The organism is Arthrobacter subterraneus (assembly GCF_900099735.1).
Lineage (GTDB): Bacteria > Actinomycetota > Actinomycetes > Actinomycetales > Micrococcaceae > Arthrobacter_D > Arthrobacter_D subterraneus.
Map to the genome: position 1 here is coordinate 248,500 of NZ_FNDT01000003.1, position 20,573 is coordinate 269,072.

Annotated in this window: 21 protein-coding genes and 1 riboswitch; of the genes, 14 read left to right on the forward strand and 7 right to left on the reverse strand. The window is 65.6% G+C overall.

All coding sequences use genetic code 11. The features are described from left to right. The 6 genes from aroA (at position 1) to BLS52_RS06050 (ending at position 6,289) form a co-directional block, all read left to right on the forward strand. The gene (gene aroA / locus BLS52_RS06025; protein ID WP_090585129.1) at positions 1-1,335 is read left to right on the forward strand and encodes a 3-phosphoshikimate 1-carboxyvinyltransferase; all 1,335 of its coding nucleotides are present in this window, start codon (positions 1-3) and stop codon (positions 1,333-1,335) included. Then, on the forward strand, positions 1,332-2,453 hold the full coding sequence (rsgA, locus tag BLS52_RS06030; protein WP_090585131.1) for a ribosome small subunit-dependent GTPase A: 1,122 nt from the start codon (positions 1,332-1,334) through the stop codon (positions 2,451-2,453). Before aroA ends, rsgA begins: the two co-directional genes overlap by 4 nt. Before the next feature lie 175 nt (positions 2,454-2,628). Continuing rightward, complete coding sequence (locus BLS52_RS06035; protein WP_026545912.1) at positions 2,629-2,832, forward strand: cold-shock protein; 204 nt, start codon at positions 2,629-2,631, stop codon at positions 2,830-2,832. 151 nt (positions 2,833-2,983) lie between these two features. After that, on the forward strand, positions 2,984-3,808 hold the full coding sequence (gene hisN, locus BLS52_RS06040) for a histidinol-phosphatase (RefSeq protein ID WP_035779443.1): 825 nt from the start codon (positions 2,984-2,986) through the stop codon (positions 3,806-3,808). 57 nt (positions 3,809-3,865) lie between these two features. Continuing rightward, a riboswitch (SAM riboswitch) is annotated at positions 3,866-3,980 on the forward strand. Between the two features lie 42 nt (positions 3,981-4,022). Beyond that, complete coding sequence (locus BLS52_RS06045) at positions 4,023-5,381, forward strand: aminotransferase class V-fold PLP-dependent enzyme (protein ID WP_090585133.1); 1,359 nt, start codon at positions 4,023-4,025, stop codon at positions 5,379-5,381. 125 nt (positions 5,382-5,506) lie between these two features. Then, positions 5,507-6,289 (forward strand): class I SAM-dependent methyltransferase, encoded by a 783-nt coding sequence (locus tag BLS52_RS06050; protein ID WP_090585135.1) that lies wholly within the window; start codon positions 5,507-5,509, stop codon positions 6,287-6,289. Positions 6,290-6,351: 62 nt separating this feature from the next. On the opposite strand, the gene BLS52_RS18455 is transcribed toward BLS52_RS06050, so the two are convergent. After that, complete coding sequence (locus BLS52_RS18455; RefSeq protein ID WP_175460100.1) at positions 6,352-6,516, reverse strand: hypothetical protein; 165 nt, start codon at positions 6,514-6,516, stop codon at positions 6,352-6,354. A 105-nt stretch (positions 6,517-6,621) separates the two neighbouring features. On the opposite strand from BLS52_RS18455, the gene BLS52_RS06055 reads away from it, so the two are divergent. The 7 genes from BLS52_RS06055 (at position 6,622) to BLS52_RS06085 (ending at position 11,891) form a co-directional block, all read left to right on the forward strand. Continuing rightward, on the forward strand, positions 6,622-7,527 hold the full coding sequence (locus BLS52_RS06055) for a metal ABC transporter substrate-binding protein (protein ID WP_090585137.1): 906 nt from the start codon (positions 6,622-6,624) through the stop codon (positions 7,525-7,527). Further along, positions 7,524-8,318: a metal ABC transporter ATP-binding protein gene (locus tag BLS52_RS06060; protein ID WP_090585139.1), complete on the forward strand. Its 795-nt coding sequence runs from the start codon at positions 7,524-7,526 to the stop codon at positions 8,316-8,318. The genes BLS52_RS06055 and BLS52_RS06060 overlap by 4 nt, the downstream gene beginning before the upstream one ends. Then, on the forward strand, positions 8,319-9,197 hold the full coding sequence (locus BLS52_RS06065; protein WP_090585141.1) for a metal ABC transporter permease: 879 nt from the start codon (positions 8,319-8,321) through the stop codon (positions 9,195-9,197). A 1-nt stretch (position 9,198) separates the two neighbouring features. Beyond that, positions 9,199-9,924, forward strand: coding sequence for a metal-dependent transcriptional regulator (locus BLS52_RS06070; RefSeq protein ID WP_090585143.1), 726 nt, complete (start codon positions 9,199-9,201; stop codon positions 9,922-9,924). Next, positions 9,921-10,322 (forward strand): fluoride efflux transporter FluC, encoded by a 402-nt coding sequence (locus BLS52_RS06075; RefSeq protein ID WP_090585145.1) that lies wholly within the window; start codon positions 9,921-9,923, stop codon positions 10,320-10,322. The genes BLS52_RS06070 and BLS52_RS06075 overlap by 4 nt, the downstream gene beginning before the upstream one ends. After that, a complete protein-coding gene (locus BLS52_RS06080; protein WP_245702713.1) occupies positions 10,319-10,717 on the forward strand; it encodes a fluoride efflux transporter FluC in 399 nt (132 codons plus the stop codon). The genes BLS52_RS06075 and BLS52_RS06080 overlap by 4 nt, the downstream gene beginning before the upstream one ends. A gap of 73 nt (positions 10,718-10,790) precedes the next feature. Further along, positions 10,791-11,891: a carboxylate-amine ligase gene (locus BLS52_RS06085; RefSeq protein WP_090585147.1), complete on the forward strand. Its 1,101-nt coding sequence runs from the start codon at positions 10,791-10,793 to the stop codon at positions 11,889-11,891. 81 nt (positions 11,892-11,972) lie between these two features. Here BLS52_RS06085 and BLS52_RS06090 read toward each other — a convergent pair whose 3' ends face one another. The 5 genes from BLS52_RS06090 to BLS52_RS06110 all read right to left on the reverse strand — a co-directional run bounded on the left by BLS52_RS06090 (position 11,973) and on the right by BLS52_RS06110 (position 18,999). Beyond that, positions 11,973-13,700 carry an alpha-glucosidase gene (locus BLS52_RS06090; protein ID WP_090585149.1) on the reverse strand — a complete coding sequence of 576 codons (1,728 nt, stop codon included), beginning with the start codon at positions 13,698-13,700 and terminating at the stop codon, positions 11,973-11,975. Then, positions 13,697-14,590: a carbohydrate ABC transporter permease gene (locus BLS52_RS06095; RefSeq protein WP_090585151.1), complete on the reverse strand. Its 894-nt coding sequence runs from the start codon at positions 14,588-14,590 to the stop codon at positions 13,697-13,699. The genes BLS52_RS06090 and BLS52_RS06095 overlap by 4 nt, the downstream gene beginning before the upstream one ends. Next, positions 14,590-15,480, reverse strand: a complete 891-nt coding sequence (locus BLS52_RS06100) for a carbohydrate ABC transporter permease (RefSeq protein WP_051470836.1) — start codon at positions 15,478-15,480, stop codon at positions 14,590-14,592. Before BLS52_RS06100 ends, BLS52_RS06095 begins: the two co-directional genes overlap by 1 nt. Further along, the gene (locus tag BLS52_RS06105; protein ID WP_026545924.1) at positions 15,477-16,751 is read right to left on the reverse strand and encodes an ABC transporter substrate-binding protein; all 1,275 of its coding nucleotides are present in this window, start codon (positions 16,749-16,751) and stop codon (positions 15,477-15,479) included. The genes BLS52_RS06100 and BLS52_RS06105 overlap by 4 nt, the downstream gene beginning before the upstream one ends. 106 nt (positions 16,752-16,857) lie before the next feature. Further along, positions 16,858-18,999, reverse strand: coding sequence for an alpha-galactosidase (locus BLS52_RS06110; RefSeq protein ID WP_090585155.1), 2,142 nt, complete (start codon positions 18,997-18,999; stop codon positions 16,858-16,860). Between the two features lie 195 nt (positions 19,000-19,194). Here BLS52_RS06110 and BLS52_RS06115 point away from each other — a divergent pair, with 195 nt between their 5' ends. Beyond that, on the forward strand, positions 19,195-20,334 hold the full coding sequence (locus tag BLS52_RS06115) for an ROK family transcriptional regulator (RefSeq protein WP_090585157.1): 1,140 nt from the start codon (positions 19,195-19,197) through the stop codon (positions 20,332-20,334). 1 nt (position 20,335) lies between these two features. Here the strand turns inward: BLS52_RS06115 and BLS52_RS06120 are convergent, their stop codons facing one another. Then, positions 20,336-20,560: a hypothetical protein gene (locus tag BLS52_RS06120; RefSeq protein ID WP_090585159.1), complete on the reverse strand. Its 225-nt coding sequence runs from the start codon at positions 20,558-20,560 to the stop codon at positions 20,336-20,338. Between the last annotated feature and the right edge of the window lie 13 nt (positions 20,561-20,573).

A 20,573-nucleotide genomic window follows, 5' to 3' on the forward strand; every position in this document is an offset into this window, starting at 1 on the left:
GTGAGTGCACTGCCCGCCGCGCCGTCCTCCACCTCCTTCTGGCCCGCGCCGCACACCCTGGGCCCTGTTGATGCAACAGTGGAGGTGCCCGGGTCAAAGTCACTGACCAACCGGTATCTTGTGCTCGCAGCCCTGGCGAACGGGCCCAGCAGGCTGCGCGCACCGCTGCACTCACGGGACTCGCGCCTGATGGTGGACGCCCTGCGCTCCCTCGGCGCGGGCGTGGAGGAAGTCGACGGCGACGGCAGATTCGGTCCCGACCTGCTGGTCACCCCCATCCCGGCGGATGCATCCGGAGACGCAAGCGTCGACTGCGGACTCGCCGGGACTGTCATGCGCTTTGTGCCCCCGCTGGCCGCCCTTCGGAACGGACGCACGTTCTTTGACGGCGACCCGCACGCCCGGCGGCGTCCCATGGGCACAGTCATCGGCGCCCTGCGCCGACTCGGTGTCCCGCTCGAAAACGACGACGACGCCCTGCCGTTCACGGTCGAGGGCTCCGGAGGTGTTGCGGGCGGGACACTGACGATCGATGCGAGCGCCTCGTCGCAGTTCGTCTCGGCGCTGCTGCTCGTCGGAGCCCGCTTCAGCGAAGGCCTGCGCCTCGAACACATCGGCCCCCCGGTGCCGAGCCTTGACCACATTTCCATGACCGTCCAGGTGCTGCGGGAGCTCGGCGTCGTCATCGATGACTCCGTGCCGAATGTCTGGCATGTGCAGCCGGGAACCATCAACGCCTTCGATGTCCGTATCGAACCGGATCTCTCCAACGCCGGCCCGTTCCTCGCGGCCGCGGTCGCCACCGGCGGCACGGTACGGATGCCGCACTGGCCCGCGGACACCACGCAGGTCGGCGCGAAGTGGCGGACCATCCTCCCCCGGCTCGGCGCCGCCGTCGAACTCACTGAGGATTCCACCCTGGTGGTCCGCGGAACCGGCACCATCACCGGTGCCGAACTGGCGGACACCAGCGAACTTGCGCCAACGGTAGCCGCGTTGTGCGCTCTCGCGCAGACCCCGTCGCTGCTCACCGGGATAGCGCACCTGCGCGGACACGAGACAGACCGGCTCGCGGCGCTGGTGGCCGAGATAAACCGGCTGGGCGGCGATGCGGAGGAGACCTCCGACGGCCTGATCATCCGCCCGGCTGCGCTTCACGGAGGACCGTTCCACACCTATGACGATCACCGCATGGCGACGGCGGGCGCCATCCTGGGCCTCGTGGTGGACGGCGTCGGGGTGGAGAACATCGCGACCACAGGCAAGACCATGCCGCAGTTCCCCGAGCTGTGGGAGGCCGTCGCAGCCACCGCTGAGCCGAGCGGCCCCAGGTGACCTCCGGCGGATCCCGGCGCGGGACCTCCTCCTGGGATGAGTCCGACGTCCGCATCAGGCCGAACAAGAAAGGTTCCCGCCCCCGGACAAAGGATCGCCCCGCCCATGAGGATGCGGTCACCGGGCGGATCATCACCGTGGATCGCGGGCGCTATACCGCCGTCGTCGATGAGGACCAGGCAACCGAGCGCGTGGTGATCGCCGCCCGCGCCCGGGAACTGCGCCGCTCCCCCGTCGTCGCCGGGGACCTCGTGGCGCTGGTGGGTGACGTGAGCGGCGAGCCGGACACCCTTGCCCGGCTGGTGCGGATCCAGGAACGCCGAACCCTGCTGCGCCGCAGCGCCGACGACACCGATCCGGTGGAGCGGGCTGTGGTAGCCAACGCCGATCAGCTGGTGATTGTTGTTGCTGCAGCGAACCCCGAGCCGCGGACCGGTTTCATCGACCGTGCGCTGGTGGCCGCGTACGACGCCGGCATCCAGCCGCTGCTGTGCGTCACCAAAGCGGACCTGCAGGATCCTGCAGACCTCCTCGCCAACTACGAGCACCTTGACCTGCACATCATCACCAGCCGCACGGCGTCCACCCCGGACGCGGTGCGGACAACCTCCGCCAGCGGCACTTCCGCACTTCTGGCGCCTGAGGCGGTCGCGCAGCTGAAGGGTCTGCTGGACGGCCGGGTGAGTGTACTCCTCGGGCATTCCGGCGTCGGGAAGTCCACCCTGGTGAATGCGCTCACGGGAGCCAACCGCGCCACTGGGGGCGTCAATGCTGTCACCGGGCGCGGACGCCACACCTCGTCCTCGGCCTACGCCCTCAAGGCAGCCGACTCCGCACCGGGCACGTGGATCATCGACACGCCCGGAATTCGTTCATTCGGCCTTGCCCATGTGGATGCTGACCGCATCCTCGCTGCTTTTCCCGACCTCGCGCCCGGCACCGACCAGTGCGAACGAGGGTGCAGGCATGATGACAGCGCGGTCAACTGCGGACTGGACGACTGGGTGGAATCCGGGCACGCCGGCGAGTCCGGGCCGGTGCGGCTTTCCTCCCTGCGACGGCTCCTTGGCGCAGGCATCGAAACGCCGCAGGGGTCGAAGGAATTGGGACAGCAGTAGCCGGTGCACCCGAACCGGCCCGCAGCCTGCTAGACTGAATCCAGTTGTTGTGTTGCGCACGAATATTTAGCCTTGATTTCTCTACGGAGTTCGAAAGCTTTTTTTGCAGGCGAGATGAACACCGCGACGGGAACCCCGAAGTACGGGGGGATCCTACACTCAAGGAATGAATAAAATGGCAACAGGTACAGTCAAGTGGTTTAACGCTGAAAAGGGCTTTGGATTCATCGCTCCTGATGACGGCGGCGCTGACGTCTTCGCTCACTTCTCCGCAATCAACTCCGGCGGCTTCCGCTCGCTCGAGGAGAACCAGAAGGTCAGCTTCGAGACCACCCAGGGACCCAAGGGTCCCCAGGCTGAGAACATCTCCGTTCTCTAACTCTTAGTTTTCAAGGAAAGGGACACCGGCTGACGGCCGGTGTCCCTTTCCTGCGTTAACGGTGAGGTCCCAAGGGCCAGCACGCACACATTGGGCACGTTCAGCCCGGGCCTCCCGCACCCGCGCGTGCAGAGGATATAGGTTGAAGAGTATGAACCTCCAGAGCTACAACGATGACCTGCGCCTTGCCCATGTGATGGCCGACTCCGTGGACGACCAGACCATGTCCAGGTTCAAGGCACTGGATCTGGCGGTTGAGACCAAGCCGGACTTCACGCCGGTCACGGACGCGGACAAGTCAGCCGAAGAGGCCATCCGCGGACAGCTCTCCCGCGCCCGTCCCAGGGACGCGGTGCTTGGCGAGGAGTTCGGCAGCAGCGGTGCGGGCTCCCGCCGCTGGATCATCGATCCGATTGACGGCACCAAGAACTTTGTCCGAGGCGTTCCCGTGTGGGCAACACTCATTGCGCTGGTCGATGAGGGGCGCCCCGTCGTCGGGGTGGTCAGTGCTCCCGCTCTCGGCAAGCGCTGGTGGGCGGCGACCGGCACCGGTGCGTTCATGGGCAAGTCGCTGGCCGCGGCAACCCGGCTGCGGGTCTCGAGCGTGTCCCGCCTGGAAGACGCCTCCCTCTCCTACTCGAGCCTCTCAGGGTGGAAGCAGCGCGGAAATCTCGACGAGTTCATGTCGCTGACCGAGTCAGTTTGGCGCACGCGGGCATACGGCGACTTCTGGTCCTACTGCCTGGTGGCCGAGGGTGCCGTGGACATTGCCTGCGAGCCGGAACTCAATCTGTATGACATGGCAGCGCTCGTCCCCATTGTCACCGAAGCCGGCGGCCGGTTCACCTCGCTTGAAGGTGCCGACGGACCGTTCGGCGGAAACGCGCTCGCCACCAACAGCATCCTGCACAGCGATGTGCTGAAGACGCTCAACCCCTCACTGGATGACCTGCTCCAGGAGGGTGCCGGCGCCTGAGCCGGCCGCGTAACAATGCGCGCGGATGCCTCCGGTCTGTCCTATTCTGGATTCCTAGGTCACGAGTGCCAGCGCTAAACCCCGGTTTGCTGGCCGGCAACCCTCCATCCGCGGTGGGGTGCCCCGGGTGACGACCAGGCCGGATCAGAATGTGGTTCGGCAAGCGCGGGACCTCCCTTTGCAGGTCCCTTGAGACCACTGTGGGGTTACATCCGTGAGCAATGCCATCCTGGAAACCGTTCAGAACCTTTCCGAATCGCCGTTGGCGGACGTTCTTGGCGCCGGCCTGCAGTCGCCGCTGATCGACGGCACACCGGTTCGGTACGTGAATCTGGACTACGCAGCATCGACGCCGGCGCTGGCACAGGTCAACGATTATGTGCAGAGCGTCCTGCCCTACTACGCAAGCGTCCACCGCGGCGCCGGGTATGCGTCACAGATCTCGACTTCCCTGTACGAGAACGCGCGGCGGATTGTCCGGGCCTTCGTCGGGGGCAGGGAGGATGACGCGGTCATCTTCACCCGCAACACCACCGATTCCCTCAACCTCCTGGCCGGCTGCCTGCCGGAGGACGGCGAGGTGCTCTACCTCGACCTGGAGCACCACGCCAACCTGCTGCCCTGGCTTGACCGCCCCCACCGCGGGCTCGTCGCAGCAGACACCGTCGAGGCCACCCTTGCCGCCGTGGAGGAGGAACTCGCCTCCGGGGGGATCAGCCTGCTCGCGGTCACCGGTGCCTCGAATGTGACAGGCGAGGTGCTGCCGATCGCACGGTTCGCCTCCGCCGCCCATGCCCACGGTGCACGGATCGTCGTCGACGCTGCCCAGCTGGCGCCGCACCGGCGGCTTGACCTCGTGCGGGACGGCATTGACTACGTCGCCTTCTCCGGGCACAAGCTGTATGCGCCGTTCGGCGCGGGCGTACTGGTGGGAAGGCCGGACTGGCTCGACGAGGGCACCCCGCATCTCGCAGGCGGCGGTGCGGTGAAGACGGTGAAGGTTGATTCGGTGTCCTGGGCCACCGGTCCGGCACGCCATGAGGGCGGCTCGCCGAACGTCCTGGGTGCCGCTGCGCTGGCGCACGCGACGGAAGTCCTTGCTGCTTTGGACGCAAAGGACTGGCTGGAGCACGAATCACTACTGCGCACCTCCCTCGTCGAGGGGCTCGCGGCGCTTCCAGGTGTCACCGTCCACCGCATCTTCACGGACAGCACCGACGCGATCGGTGTGGTGAACTTCTCGGTCCACGGTTACGACGCCGGCCTCGTCGCTGCGTATCTGTCCGCCGAGCATGGCGTGGGACTCAGAGACGGGAAGTTCTGCGCCCACCCGCTGTTGAAGCGCCTGGGACTGCCCTCCGGATCGCTGCGGGCGAGTTTGGGTCTCGGTTCGCGCCAGGACGACGTCGACCGGCTGCTGACCGGCCTCACCTCCCTCCTCCGGAACGGTCTGGGAACCGATTATGTGGTGGACGCAGGGCGCTGGGTCCCCGCCGTCGAGACCCGTTCCTTCCCGGAATGGGCTCCACCCACTCCGGGCACCGCGGGGGCCGCTCCGTGCGTCACCGACTGACAGCCCCGGCCGGCCGGCCGTCAGCGCTGCGGGCGGCGCTGCCGGCGGCGCTGCCGGCGGCGCTGCGGTGGGAAAACGGATGATTTAATTGACGGGTTCCTATTAGTCCGGCCAGGAGTTGTGCCATGGGTCCCGGAGGTCCCCGCCTCGCAGAGCACCGCCGTCGTGAGTTGGCGCGGGGCTACCTGCAGGAGAGCGAGCGCTACGAGCGGGTCCGCCCGGGGTACCCTGCGAAAAGCGTGGGCTGGCTGGTGCCGGCAGGTGCGCAGCGCGCGGCCGACATCGGCGCGGGCACCGGGAAATTCACCCGCGAACTTGCCCGCCGCTGCCCCGAGGTGACGGCCGTCGACCCGTCGGAGGACATGCTGTCGGTGCTCGGATACCATCTTCCGCAGGTGCGGCGGGTGCAGGGTACGGCTGAGGCATCCGGGCTCGGCACCTCGAGCGTCGATGTGGTCACCATCGCCCAGGCATGGCACTGGTGTGACCCGGTATCGGCGAGCGCTGAAGCTGCGCGTATTCTCCGACCCGACGGTGTTTTCGGTCTGATCTGGAACCAGCTGGACGTGAGCGTGCCGTGGGTGCACCGGTTGTCACGCATCATGCACGCCGGGGACGTCTTCCGGCCGTCCTACCGCCCGGAGTTCGGTCCCTGCTTTTCGACTCCGGAGTCCTCGGTAGTCGCCTGGACACAGACCCTCCCGGTCGGGGATGTCATTGAGCTCGCCCGTTCTCGAAGCTACTACCAGAACGCTTCCGCCCGCGTGCGCGCGAAGGTGGAGGCAAACCTGTCCTGGTATCTCCACGACCACCTCGGACACGCGGAGGACGCGATTCTCCAGCTGCCCTATCTCACCTATTCATGGCGTGCCGTCAGAGCCGGTGGTGGGTGCCCGGTGGGCGCCTGACCTTCCGCTTTCCCTGCCCGAAGCAGATTCAGATCGGGAGTCTGACTACAGCCGGAGCCTGACTACCCGGACGAGGAACCTCCGGAGGACCCTGCGTCCACGTCGGAGCCCTCGGCCGGATCCTGGGAGTGCGTCCCGGTATCCGAGGGATCCTGCGACCTGTCACCTTCGGCAGGCTGTTCCGAGTGCTCGCGCGGCTCTTCCTCGGCCTGGGCGTTCTCGCTCATGGTGAATCCTCCTGTTGATCGTTCCCAGATCCAACCATGCACGCCACGGCACGCTGTGTCGAGGGCGTCGTTGGAATCCCGGTGCGGTATGGGTTAGATTTAGGCATGCCGAAATTTTGGGTTCCGGTTTACCTCATCTGCCTGTCCATGCTGACCGGGTGCGGTATCCAGACAGATCGCACAGCAGCCGAGGCGGATCCCCGCCCGGTTGTCCTCACCACGTTCTCGGTCCTTGCGGACCTCACCCGTTCCGTGGCCGGGGAACACATCCGCGTCGAGTCCATCACCAAGGTCGGGACGGAAATCCACGGCTATGAGCCGACGCCCTCCGACCTCATCAACGCACAGGACGCAGACCTGATCCTTGACAACGGGCTGGGCCTGGAACGCTGGTTTGAGCGGTTTGTGCTCTCTGTGGACGCTCCCCACGTTGTGCTCTCGGAGGGCGTCGAACCGGTCGACATCAGGTCCGGAAGCTATGCGGGACTCCCCAACCCGCACGCGTGGATGTCGCCCAAGGCGGCACAGATCTATGTGGAGAACATCGTGGTGGCGCTATCGGACCTTGATCCGGAACACGCAGGTGATTACGCAGCGAACGGGAAGGCACTGAAGCAGGAACTCGAAGCCCTGCTGACTGATCTGCAGGCCGCTTTCGAGGCAGACGCGGCTACCCCGGCGCTCGTAACGTGCGAGGGAGCCTTTTCCTACCTCGCCCGCGATGCCGGACTGGAGGAAGCGTTCATCTGGCCGGTCAACTCCGACAGTGAGGGCACACCCCGGCAGATCCTGGACGTGATCGCGTTCGTCGAGGAACACGACGTGCCCACCGTGTTCTGTGAATCGACCGTGAACCCATCGGCGCAGGAACAGGTGGCGCGCAGCACCGGTGCGGCGCTGGCCGGTCCGCTCTACGTGGACTCCCTGTCGGAGGCTGACGGACCGGTCCCCACCTTCCTCGATCTCCTGCGGCACGACATCAACCTCATCGTCGAAGGATTGACACCATGAACCAGACCTCCCTGAACCCTACCGAGCCGGCGATCGTCGTCGACCGGCTCAGCGTGCACTACGGCGATGTGACCGCGCTGGACAGTGTGAGCGTCACGGTCAACCGCGGACAGATCTGCGGGCTGATCGGTGTGAACGGGTCCGGCAAGTCAACGCTCTTCAAGTGCCTCATGGGGCTGGTTAATGCCCAGCAGGGCTCCCTTGCGCTCTTCGGGCGGAGCTCGACGGCCGCGAGGAAAGGCCGGCTGGTGGCGTACGTGCCGCAGTCCGAGGACGTGGACTGGAACTTTCCGGTGTCCGTCGGGGACGTCGTCCTGATGGGACGGTACGCGCACATGGGGCCGCTGCGGCATCCGTCACGGGCTGACCGGGCTGCCGTGGACCATGCGCTGGAGCGGGTGGGCCTCACCGGGCTGCGTAACCGGCCGATCGGGGAGCTGTCCGGCGGACAGAAGAAACGCACCTTCGTTGCCCGCGGCATCGCGCAGGAAGCCCAGCTCCTGCTCCTGGATGAACCGTTTGCGGGCGTGGACAAGGTCAGCGAAGCCACCATCGTCGAGCTGCTCCACGATCTGAAGGGCGAGGGCCGCACCGTCCTGGTTTCCACCCATGACCTCGCCGGCCTTCCCCAGCTCTGCGACAGCGCCATCCTCCTGCACCAGCGCATCCTCGCCGAGGGAACACCGGCGAAGGTCCTGACCCACGAAAACCTGGCGCGGGCCTTCGGTCCCGGAAGCCCGCCCGTGCCTGCCGCCACACCCTCCGCCACTCCGATCGCACCGGGAGCGTAAATGGACCCCGCAGCATTCCTCCTCGAACCACTGCAGTACGGCTTCCTGACCCGGGCGCTGTTGGTCACCCTGGCGGCCGCCGTCGTCGCCTCCGTCCTGTCCTGCTGGCTCATCCTGATGGGCTGGTCGCTCATGGGAGATGCCGTCTCCCATGCAGTGCTGCCGGGGGTTGCGCTCGCCTACATTGTGGGAGTTCCGTTCTCGATCGGTGCCTTCATCTTCGGCGCCGGAGCGGTGGCCCTGATCGGCGCGGTGAAGTCGACCACCAAGCTCAAGTCCGACACCGTGATCGGAGTGGTTTTCACGGCCCTCTTCGCTGTGGGCCTGGCCATCATCTCGCGAACCCCCTCCCAGGTGGACCTGATGCATATCCTCTTCGGCAACGTCCTGGGCGTCACGGACGGCGAGCTCTGGCAGGTGCTGACCCTCGGCGCGCTTACACTCGGAATCGTGCTGTTCAAGCGACGCGACCTCACCCTGCTGGCTTTCGACCGCACCCACGCCCACGTAATCGGGCTGAACACACGTTTCCTCGGTGCCCTCCTGCTGGGGCTGCTCGCCCTGAGCGTGGTGGTGGGGCTGCAGGCAGTGGGCATCATCCTCGTGGTGGCCATGCTGATCACTCCGGGCGCCACGGCCTTCCTGCTGACCCGCAGTTTCGACCGCATGGTTGTCCTCGCCGTCGCCATCACCACCACGGCCGCAGTATCCGGCGTCTATGCCAGCTACTACCTCGACATCTCCACGGGCGCCTCCGTGGTACTCGCCCAGGCGCTCGCTTTCACCGCCGCCTACGTCGCGGCGCCTCGCACCGGCTTGCTGTCCCAGTTCAGACAACGACGGCGGCAGGCCGGCTCCCCTGCCGGACAGGCAGTCTGAGATGGCGGCCAGGCCCAACCCCGCGGGAAATGACTCATCGAGCGTCCAAGACTACGTGAAGACCATCTACGCGCTGACGGAGTGGCACGATGAGCCGGTCACTTCATCACGGCTGGCTGCCCGGCTGTCCGTCGCCAATTCGTCGGTCTCCGAAATGATCAGGAAACTCTCCGAGCTGGGACTCGTCAACCACAAGCCCTACCGCCCCGTCGAGCTCACCGCCGACGGACGGCGCCTCGCCCTGGCCATGGTCCGGCGGCACCGCCTGATCGAAACGTTCCTGGTACAGGATCTCGGGTACCGGTGGGATGAGGTGCATGATGAGGCCGAGCTTCTCGAGCACACCGTCTCCGACATGTTCATCGACCGGCTCGATGCCAGGCTGGGCTTCCCTCCCGCCGACCCGCACGGCGATCCGATTCCGACGGCGGCGGGCTCCATCACGCTGCCGGATGCCCTCCCGCTGTACCGCTTCGATGACGGACACTCGGGCCGGGTCGCCAGAATCAGCGACGAAAACCCACAACTCCTGAGGTTCCTCGCCTCCGAGGAAGTGGGGATCGGCGCGGCCATGACCGTACTGGGGCGGGCACCCTTCGGCGGATCCCTGGAGGCGAGGGTCGGCAGGGGCGCGGGGGCGCGGAACCTCAGCTTCGGCGATGAGCTCACCCGGGCCATCTGGCTCGAATCGGTGGGAGAACACGCCGGCTGTAGCTTGGTCCCATGACCTCACGGCCACATGTTCCCCCCGATCACCTCAGCTGGAAGGTATGGGCCGCCGTCGCCGTCGGCGGTTTCACCGGCACGGAGGTTCGTTACCTGCTCGGCGTTGTCTTTCCGGAGCCGCCCGGGGCCTATCCGTGGACCACTCTCGCGATCAATGTCGCCGGCAGCCTCCTGCTCGGCTGGCTCACGGCATCCTGGGCCGCGGGCGCGCGCACCCCCCGGTGGCTTCAGGCCGGCCTGGGCCCGGGGCTCATCGGGTCCTTCACCACCTTCTCGGCAGTCGCGCTCGCAACCCTCGCCGAGCCTGCCCTGCTGGTGCCCTACCTGGGCTTGTCGCTCGTGCTCGGTCTTGCGGCCGCTGCGGCGGGGATCGCGCTGGCCCGGAGGACAGCGGCATGATGCTCGCGGCGCTCGTGGGCCTGGGCGGTATGGCCGGCGCGCTGGCGCGTTTCGCCGTCGACAAGGCACTCGAGGTGCTCCGCGCACGACGGCGCCACTCAGTACCGCCGAAGCCGCCCTTTCCGGGCGGCACCCTGGTGGTGAATATCCTCGGGTCCGGCGGTATCGGGGTCCTTTGGGGGCTACTGCTGAATTCGACGCTGGACGCCGACCGATATGCGGTGTGGGCGGCAGGGCTGGCCGGCGGGCTGACAACGTTCAGCACCTTCACTGTTGCCGCCGTCTCGCTCTGGGCAGGCAGACGGCAGCTGGCCGCCGTCGTGCATGTGGTCTCCAACATCGGGTGCGGGCTTGCAGCCGGGTGGCTGGGACTGCTCGCAACCGGCGCTGTGTGACAGGCCCGGGCGCGCATCGCGGAGTCTGATGCCTACACTGGGGACATTCCGTCGCTCCATCGAAAGGCGCCCTATGGCCACGCTGGGAATTGAAGAAGAATACCTCCTGCTGCATCCGGAATCGGGACTGCCGGTCTTCAACGCAGCTGATGTGCAGGCTCTTCTGGTAACCGGCGGATCCGTCAAGGACGAGGACATCCAGCGCGAGCTGCTGAGCTGTCAGATCGAAACAGCAACGCCGGTGTGTTCCACGCTCACTGAGGCAGAGGAATCGCTGCTGAACTTCCGGCGGCAGCTTTCGGCGGCAGCGCGGAAATCCGGCGTGCGGGCCAGCGGATCAGCAACCGCTCCGCGCATCGAGGACAGCTATCCGGAGCTCACAGACAAGCAGCGCTATTACAAGCTGAAGTCGAGCGCCCCCGGCATCGTCGGAGACCAGTTTGTGAACGGGCTCCATGTCCACGTGTCGATTCCGGACAAGGAAACCGGAGTGCAGGCGCTCAACCGGATCCGCCCCTGGCTTCCCATCATCACCGCACTCAGCACCAACTCACCGTTTTGGCTGGACCGGGACAGCGGGTTCGCCAGCTGGCGCACGGTGCACTACCGGCGGTGGCCGGTGCAGGGCTGCCCGCCCGTTTTCACGGACGCCGCCGAGTATGAACGCCGGATCCAGCGACTGGTGGACACCGGCGTGATCATTGACCGCGGCGTACTTACCTGGGTGGCCAGGCTCTCCGACCACTACCCCACCCTTGAGGTGCGGACGGCTGATTCCCAGCTCGAGGCGCAGGATTCAGTCCTGATCGGCGGCCTGGTCCGGGGCCTCGTCTCAACAGCAGTCCGGGACGCACTCGAGGGCACGCCGTTTCCGGATCCGGATGCGGAGCTGCTGGATGCCGCGCAGTGGCAGGCCGCGCGCCAGGGTCTGACCGGCGCCGTCGTCAATCCGCTGACCGGCACGCTGGTGCCTGCCCGGGAACAGATGGACCGCCTGCTTGAGCATGTGGGCGACGCACTGGACGATGCCGGGGATACCCACTGGATCCTCGCCGGGCTCACAACGGTATGGGAGCGCGGCACCGGCGCCGTCCGGCAGCGTCAGGCGATGGAACGCAGCGGCATGACCGGGCTCGTCGATCTGTACACGGAGACGCTGATCGCCGAACGCTGAGCCGTCATTTGGCAGGACACACCCCGTCTGGCGCGGGGAAAGCGGCGTGTCCTGACAAATCAACGGTCGGGAAAAGCGGTTTCAGGTGAGGCGGAGGATCCGTACCTCCCAGGGCCGCAGATCGGCAGCCGGCTCACCATCGTAATTCCCCAGGACGAGGGTTCCCTTGCGCGCTGAATCGGCCAGGGACTCGTCCTCCGGAAGCGACAACGCTGCCCCTGAGACGTTGCCGATGACCAGGAGGGACCCGCCTGCACCTGTGCGGGTGAATGCATAGAGCGTGGGGTGGTCCTCCGCGAGCATGGCGAATTCGCCAAGGCGGACTGTCTCATCCCTGTGGCGCAGCTCAATGAGCTGCTGGTAGAACCGGAACACGGACTTCTCGGCTGCGCGGTCGGTGTCGGCGTTGACCAGCGGGTAGTTCGGGTTGACGCCGATCCACGGAGTGCCGCTGGTGAATCCAGCCTGCTCGCCCGCGGTCCACTGCACCGGCGTGCGGGCGTTGTCGCGGCTCATGATGCGCAGGTTGCGCAGCACCTCCCCCGGCTCGTGTCCCAGCGGTCCCGTGGCCTCGTAGAAGTGGTTGATCGACTCGATGTCCCGGAAGTCGCCCACCGTTTCGAACGGCGCGTTGGTCATGCCGATCTCTTCGCCCTGGTAGACGTACGGCGTCCCCCGGTGCAGGTGGAGCAGGGCGGCCCAGCAGGTGGCGGACTCGTACCGGAATACCCCGTCGTTGCCGAACCGGGAGACCAGGCGCGGCTGGTCATGGTTGTTCAGGTACAGGCTGTTCCAGCCGGTACGGGCCAGGCCCTTCTGCCAACGGTTCCACGAAGTCTTGAGATCACGCAGGTCCAGTCCCTTGTAGTCCCATTTTCCGCCCGGCCCATGATCCAGCCCGACGTGCTCGAACTGGAAGACCATGTCCACCTCCCGGCGGGCAGGATCAGTGAAGAGCTTCGCCTCATCGATGGTCACGCCGGGCATCTCCCCGACTGTGATCAGCTCCGCGTCGCGGTCGTCGAACACCTCGCGGTGCATCTCCTGCAGGTAGTCGTGGATGCGCGGCCCGGACACGTAGTACTGGGACCCGTCGCCCCAGAGCTTTCCCGGCGGGACCGGACCGTCCGGCAGCGCGGGATCCTTGGAGATGAAGTTGATGACGTCCATGCGGAAACCGTCCACGCCGCGGTCCAGCCACCAGTTCATCATCTCGTAGACGGCACTGCGCACCTCCAGGTTTTCCCAGTTCAGGTCCGGCTGCTCGGGGGCGAAGAGGTGGAGGTAGTACTGGTTGGTGGCCGGATCCAGGGTCCAGCTCGGTCCGCTGAACGCTGAGCCCCAGTTGCTCGGCTCCGCGCCTTTTTCTCCGGCCTCGAAGCCCTCCCGTGCATCGCGCCACCAGTACCAGTCCCGTTTCGGGTTGTCGGTGGAGGACGCTGATTCGATGAACCAGGGGTGTTCGCTGGATGTGTGGTTCACCACGAGGTCCATGACGAGTTTCATCCCACGGCTGTGCACGCCCTTGAGTAGTTCATCGAACTGCTCAAGAGTGCCGAACGTGGGATCGATCCGGCGGTAGTCGCTGATGTCATAGCCGTTGTCATGCTGCGGCGAGGAATAGATCGGGGAAAGCCACACCACGTCCACCCCGAGCTCCTCAAGGTGGTCGAGCTTGCTGATGATCCCTCCGAGGTCGCCGATTCCGTCACCGTTCGAGTCGGCAAAGCTGCGCGGGTAGACCTGGTAGACGACGGCGCCTGTCCACCAGGCGGGTTCGGTTGCTGTAATTTCGGTGGCCGGGTTCATTTGGTTGATCCTCTCATCACTCCGGAGATTACCCATCGTTGTGCGAAAAGGTACACCAGGAGCAGCGGTGCCATCGCCATCAGGTAGGACGCGAACGCCACCGGATAGTTGGTATTGAACTGGCCCTGGAAAATGAACTGGGCCAGCGGCAGGGTCTGCGCGGACGGGTCGGACAGGATGACCAGCGGCAGCATGAAGTCGTTCCAGGCCCACAGGCAGGTGAGGATGCCGACGGTGGCGTTCATGGGACCGAGGAGGGGGAAGATGACTTTCCAGAAAACGGTCCAGGTGCTGGCGCCGTCGGTGATGGCTGCCTCTTCGAGCTCCATCGGGATGGACCGGATGTACGCCACGTAGACAAAGATGTTGAACGAGAGCCCGTACACCGTGTAAAGCAGGATGAGGCCCAGCTGGTTGTCGAGGCCGAAGAGCGCCGTCTCCTTCACGACCGGGAGCATGATGATCGGGAACGGCACAAAGAGCGCCGCAATGAAGTAGAAGTAGAGGCCCTTGAACAGCTTCCGGTGCATGTTCCGCGCGATCGCGTACGCCACCATGGAGTTCGTCAGCAGGGTCAGCAGCACGGCCCCCACGGTGATCATCGCGCTGTTCAGAAGCGCCCGGGGAAAGTCCGTCAGGGTCCAGGCCTCGGCAAAGTTGCCCCAGGCGGGGGCGCCGGGCAGGCCGAACCCGGATCCGCCCAGCTCGTCGGGGGTCTTCAGCGCCGTCACTACGGTGAAGTAGAGCGGGATGAAGATCGTGAGGGAAAGCACCGCCACCAGCGCGGTGAGCCACCAGTTGATCTGCCGCCTGTCGGGGCGGTGGGCGCTGTGGTCGCGTCCGCCGTCGTTCAGTACCCGGCGTTCGGATGATTGGGCTGTTGCAGTCATTAGAACGAGGCCTCCCTGCGCTGCAGGATGCGCAGCTGGATGAACGAGATAGCGATGATCACGAACAGGTAGATCACGGCATTGGCCGTCTGGTAACCGTATTCGCCGCCCTGGAACCCACCGCGGTAGATGAGCACGGAGATCGACTCCGTCGATGTGCCCGGCCCGCCTCCGGTGAGTGAGATGATCTGGTCGAAGACCTGAAGGAAATTCTTCAGCGACAGGACCATGTTGATGGTGAAGAACGCCCCGATGAGCGGGAAGGTGATGGTGCTGAACTGCTTCCAGGCCGAGGCTCCGTCCAGCGACGCCGCCTCGTAGAGTTCACCCGGAATGGTCTGCAGGCCGGCCAGGTAGATGATGATGTTGAACGCCGCCGCCTGCCACACGGACAGGATGACGACGCCGATCCACGCGGTATCCTCACCGGCGAGGATGCTGCTGGTCAGGGCGTTGATTCCTAGCGCTTCGGCGATCGCCGGCACCGAGTTGGAGAACAGGTAGTTGAAGACGTACCCGACGATCAGGATCGACAGGATGTTGGGGATGAAGAAGATCCCGCGGAAGCCGGTCTTGAACTTGATCCTGCTGTTGAGGGCCATGGCGACCGACAGCGCGATGATGTTGACGGCGATGGTCGAGACGATCGCGAACAGGAAGGTGAAGCCGTACGCGTTCAGGATCCGCTCGTCACGGAACAGGTTGATGTAGTTGCTCAGCCCGATGAAGGACCATTCACCATAGCCGGCGTAGTTGGTGAAGCTGTAATAGATGCCGGTGAGCACCGGGACCGTATGGAAGACGAGGAACAGCGCAAAGGCGGGCAGAACCATGAGGTAAAACGCGCGGGGCAGCTTTTTCGCCGGTCGCGCCAGGGTGGGAACGCTCATGAGCGTGCCTCCTCTCGGGTGATGGTGCGTTCGGCGATCTTGTCCCACTCGTTGTCCATCTTGGCGAGGAAACTTTCGGTGTTGCCGCTGAGGATGAATTCCTGCAGGTAGGCCGGAAGCGGAAGGCTGGGCGGGATCTGGTGGTCAATGAAGCCGATGATGCGGCCGCTCTCAAAGTACGGGGCGAGGCCTTCCAACGCGGGGTCTGCGTTGGGCGGGCTGTCCGCGATCGGTGAGAAGGTGCTCTGCGCTTCCGAGTACCGCTGGACAATCTCGGGCGACATCATGAACTCCACGAAGCGGCGGGCCTCCTCGGGATGTTCGGTATCCCGGCCGATGGAGATTCCCACGTCCACGCCCGAGACCACTACCGTGTCCTGCGGGTTGTTGGTGGCCGGGTACGGGAACGTGCCGATGTTGACGTCCGGGTTCGCCGCACGGATGGGTGGAATAGCGTAGCTGCCCTGCAGGTACATGGCGGATTCACCGTTGGCGAAGGCTGCGTTTCCCGCGTTGTAGTCGCGGCTGGGGGAGTTCTCCTGGCCGTAGGAGAACAGCTTGGCGACCTTCTCCATGGCTTCGGGGTATTCGGCCGAGAAGGAGGTCTCCTCCTGGCGCAGGGAGTCATAGAAGCCGTCCGGCTGCAGCGCGCCTGCGAGGTTGACGAACGCGGGACTCACCGTCCACCCGTCCTTCAGCGTCGTGTAGAACGGTGTCACTCCGTTGGCCTTGAACATGTCCGCGAGTGCAATCAGCTCGTCCCAGGTGCCGGGCACTTCGGCCCCGTACTCCTCGAAGAGGTCCTTGTTATAGAGGATCCCGCTCGCGTTGTTGGCGAAGGGCAGCGCATTGATCTCCGAGCCGTTGCAGCTTCCAAGTTCCTGCACAATGTCCTGCACCGCGGGAATGACCGTCTGCGTGGTGGGCATGTCAGTGAGGTCCGCGAACACGCAGGCCTCCGCGAGCAGCCCATAGTTGCCGTTGGCGTTCAGGGTCAGCACATCCGGGGTCTTGTTCTTGACCAAGAGCGTGCGGATCGCGGTGTCAGCGTCAGGGACGTGGTTCTGGACCACGTTGATATCAGGGTTGGCAGCCTCGAAATCAGCGATGATCTCCTCGAAGTTGCCCACCGCCTCAGGTTTGAACTGAAAGAAATCGAGGGTGACGACGTCGTCGCTTCCGCTGGCGGGCGCGCAGCCGGACAGCGTCAACGCCGCCAGCGCCGCGGCAGAGGCCGCCGCAAATTTCCTTCGTGTAGCGGGGTGCTTCACGAATATCTCCTTATGTGGTGGGTGCCGAAATGTGAAGTGTGCCGGATGTGAAGTGTGCCGGATCAGGTGGTGTGGTGTGCCGGATCAGGTGGTGTGGTGTGCCGGATCAGGTGGTGCGAGCCAGGACTTCGATCAGAAGGGACTGCTCGGGGAACAGGACCGGCGCCTGGACGCCGAGGGCGCCCAGCAGCCTGCCGCTGAGGACAAGGGGTGTACCGTCGCGGGCGGCTTCGATCCAGGGAAGGCCGGACTGGCCCTGATCCGCATAGTCGTAGGAGGCCGGGGCGATGGTGTAGGCGGCAGCAGGGTCCAACCCCGGGAACGTGATCCTGCCCGGAGGGTAGGACGCGCTGGACCCGGTGAGCGAGTAGCCGTACAGCGCGCTCTGCCGGTCGCCGGCGACGACGCCGCGCAGGTCCATGGCCGGGTCCGCCAGGTCTGCATGCACCGTGGTTCCGCTGTGGAGGACCTCCCGCCACTGCCTGTGCAGTTCGATCCAGTCCGCCAGCCGGGCAAGCTCCTCCTCCGACAGCCCGGAGATATCCCACTCGACGCCGAAATGACCGAAGATCGCGGTCGCGGCCCGGAAGGAAAGATCATGAGTGCGCCCCGTGGAGTGGGACCTGGGACCGCCCACGTGCATGCCCATGAGTTCCGGCGGGACCAGCAGCCCGGTGTGTTTCTGGTTGACCAGGCGCTCGATGGGATCGATGCAGTCGCTCGTCCAGATGCGGTCGGTATGGCGCAGGATTCCCATGTCCACCCGCGCGCCCCCGGAGGCACAGGACTCGATCTCCAGCCCCGGGTGGCGGTCCTTCAGCTCTGCCATGAGGCGATACACTGCCTCGACATTGGAATGCACGACGGCGGCGCCGCTCGTTGCGTCGCTGGCTTCCAGGAGATCCCGGTTGTGGTCCCACTTGATGTACGCGATGTCATTCGCGGAAAGCACGTTATCGATGCAGGTCAGGATGTAGTCATAGGCTTCCGGAATCGCCAGGTTCAGCACCTGCTGCTGGCGTGCGGCGACCGGCAGCCGCCCACGAGGGGAGATGATCCACTCCGGATGGTTGCGCGCGAGTTTCGAGTCGGGGTTCACCATTTCCGGTTCGAACCACAGCCCGAACTCCATTCCCAGCGCGCGCACGTGGTCGATGAGCGGGGTCAGGCCCTGCGGCCAGACCTCCCCATCCACGAACCAGTCCCCCAGCCCGGCCGTGTCATCGCGACGGCCGGTGAACCAGCCGTCGTCGAGCACGTAGCGCTCGATTCCTGCCTGTGCCGCCCTGTCTGCCAGCGCTTTCAGCGTGGTGAGGTTGTGGTCGAAGTAGACGGCTTCCCAGGTGTTGAGGGTGACCGGTCGGGGGCGTACGGGGTGTTCGGGACGGTTACGGAACTCGGCATGGAAGCGGGCCGCCAACTGGTTCAGCCCGTCGCCCCAGGAACCGATAGCGTCCGGGGCGGTGTAGGTGGCGCCGGGCGCGAGTGCCATCTCCCCGGGCAGCAGCAGTTCCCCGCATGCCAGGAACTTTTCCCCGGTGGGGGTCTGCTCGGCGATGTACTGGTGATTTCCGCTCCAGGCCGTGTGCACGGCGTGCACCAGGCCCCGCTCGAAACTGAAGGCCGGTTCACCCGCCGCCACAAGCACTGTCGCATCAGCTCCGGGGCGGCCCCTCCGGCTTTCGCGGTGATAGGACCCGGCGGTGAGGTTGTGACGCTGCGGTGAGCGCTCCCGCAGGTGGCGGCCGGAGTGGTCCAGCACTTCCTGTGCACCCGCGGGCAGGGGGAAGGACGCCAGAAGGGAACGCACTTCGTACACGTCCGGACCGGTGTTCGTCACGGCCAGCTGCTGGCGAAGCAGACCTGCGGCCGTGATGGTGAGCTGCAGGGTGAGCCCCAGGCCGGCGTCGTCGTCGTTTGCTGTCACCGTCAGCTCATGGCCACCGGCGTCCAGCTCCACCGTGCGGAAGGCGGGCGTAAGGAAACTTCCTCCACGGTGGCCGCTGAATCCCGGCGTGCCCTGCCACCCGAAGGCTTCCTGCGGAACCAGGGACAGCCGGGCGGGAACGTCCAGACCTCCGGATACCCGCTGGGGGCGAGCGGCGTCGGCGAGGGCGTCGAGTTCATCCCCGGAAAGCTCTCCCAGCGCAGCTCCCCAGTACAGGATGGTCGGCAGGCCCGGGGTACCGGTGTCGAGTACAACGCTGGTGCCGCCGCGGGTGAGGTGAAGGGTGCCTGATTGGTGCATGCAATAATTTTTACCGTAGAACTAAATGGGTGTCAACCATCACATTACTCCCGATTTGATGCAGGCAATTCAGCCGGCCTTCAACCGCCCAGCTGCCCGTTGTAGCCATAGCCGGACAGATCGATGCTGAATGACACGCTCCCTCCGGTGCGCTATATTTTCACAATAAAATCTATTGGGCTGAAAGGTACGCTAATGAATGTGGTCGCGTCCCTCTCTCCAGACAGTCCTTCCCGCCTGCTCGCGCGCGAGGTGCTCATCGGCGGCCCGCTGTCCAGAGGGGAACTGTCGCGGCGTCTCGGGCTTTCCGTCGCGAGCCTGACCCGGCTGAGCAAACCCCTGATCGAGGCCGGCATCCTGCAGGAGGGCCGCGAGGTCCTCGAAGGCGGCGTTGGCCGCCCCACGCGGCCCCTCGAGGTTCCCGGAGGAACCCACCGGTTTGTGGGCATCAAACTGACCGGCGAGACGGCCTCCGGCGTGGCAACCGACCTGCGGTGCCAGACCCTCGCCACCGCGCAGGAGCAGCTCGGCAGTGAATCAGTGACCGACGTCGTCGACGCTATAGCCGCTGTAGTCGACAGACTGGCTGACGGCCAGCCGGTGGACGGCATCGGGATCAGCATCGGCGGCAAGGTTGACGGCGACGGCACAGTGCTGCGCGCGCCATTCCTGCACTGGCGCACGGTGCCGCTGGGTGACCTGGTACAGGAACGCACCGGCATCCCCGTCACGGTGGAGAACGACGTCGTTGCGCTCACCGTAGGCGAGCAGTGGTTCGGCGCAGGCAGGGGCATCAGCAACTTCGCCGTGCTCACGGTCGGCGCGGGCGTGGGCTACGGTCTCGTCATCAACGACCGCGTCATTGCTCCGGTTGACGCGGGGCTCGGCCTCGTGGGGCACTATCCCGTGGACTCCGCCGGGCCGTTCTGCCAGGAAGGGCACCGCGGGTGCGCGGGCGCCGTCCTCACCATGGCTGCCATCCGCGGGCAGTTCCGGATGGCCACCCAGGAAGACTGCAGCTATGAGGAAATCCTCGAGCGGGCACGGAAGGGGGACAAGATCGCTTCCCTGCTGGTGGGAAACGCCGGCGCCGCGCTGGGCACCCTGATTGCCGCCGTCGCCAACCTGACGATGGTCAACCTCGTGGTCCTGTCCGGCGAGGGAGTAGCGCTGGCTGAAGTCGCCTCCGAAGAAATCAGCGCATCCATCCGGGAACACCGCGACCCCGAGGCAGCCCCCGTGCAGCTGGAGCGTGAGCCGACGGACTTCGGACAGTGGGCGCGCGGCGCTGCGGCCGTCGCCATCCAGAACTCGATTCTGGGTCCCACCCGCTGAGCTAGCGGTCCTCGTTCTGCCTCGTGAGGCCCACAATGAGGCAGATCAGGCCGGTTGCGAGCGGCACCAGCGTGAGGAGGGTATGGGTGCCGCCCAGATAACCCATCACGAAGATGTAGATGAACGTTGCGATGACGAGTACCAGACCCACCCTGATCAACGCCCGGCCGCGGTGCGGAGGCGGTAGCGGCGGCAGCCAGGACGGCCGGTCATTCGCGGTGCTCACCCGGACAGTCTAC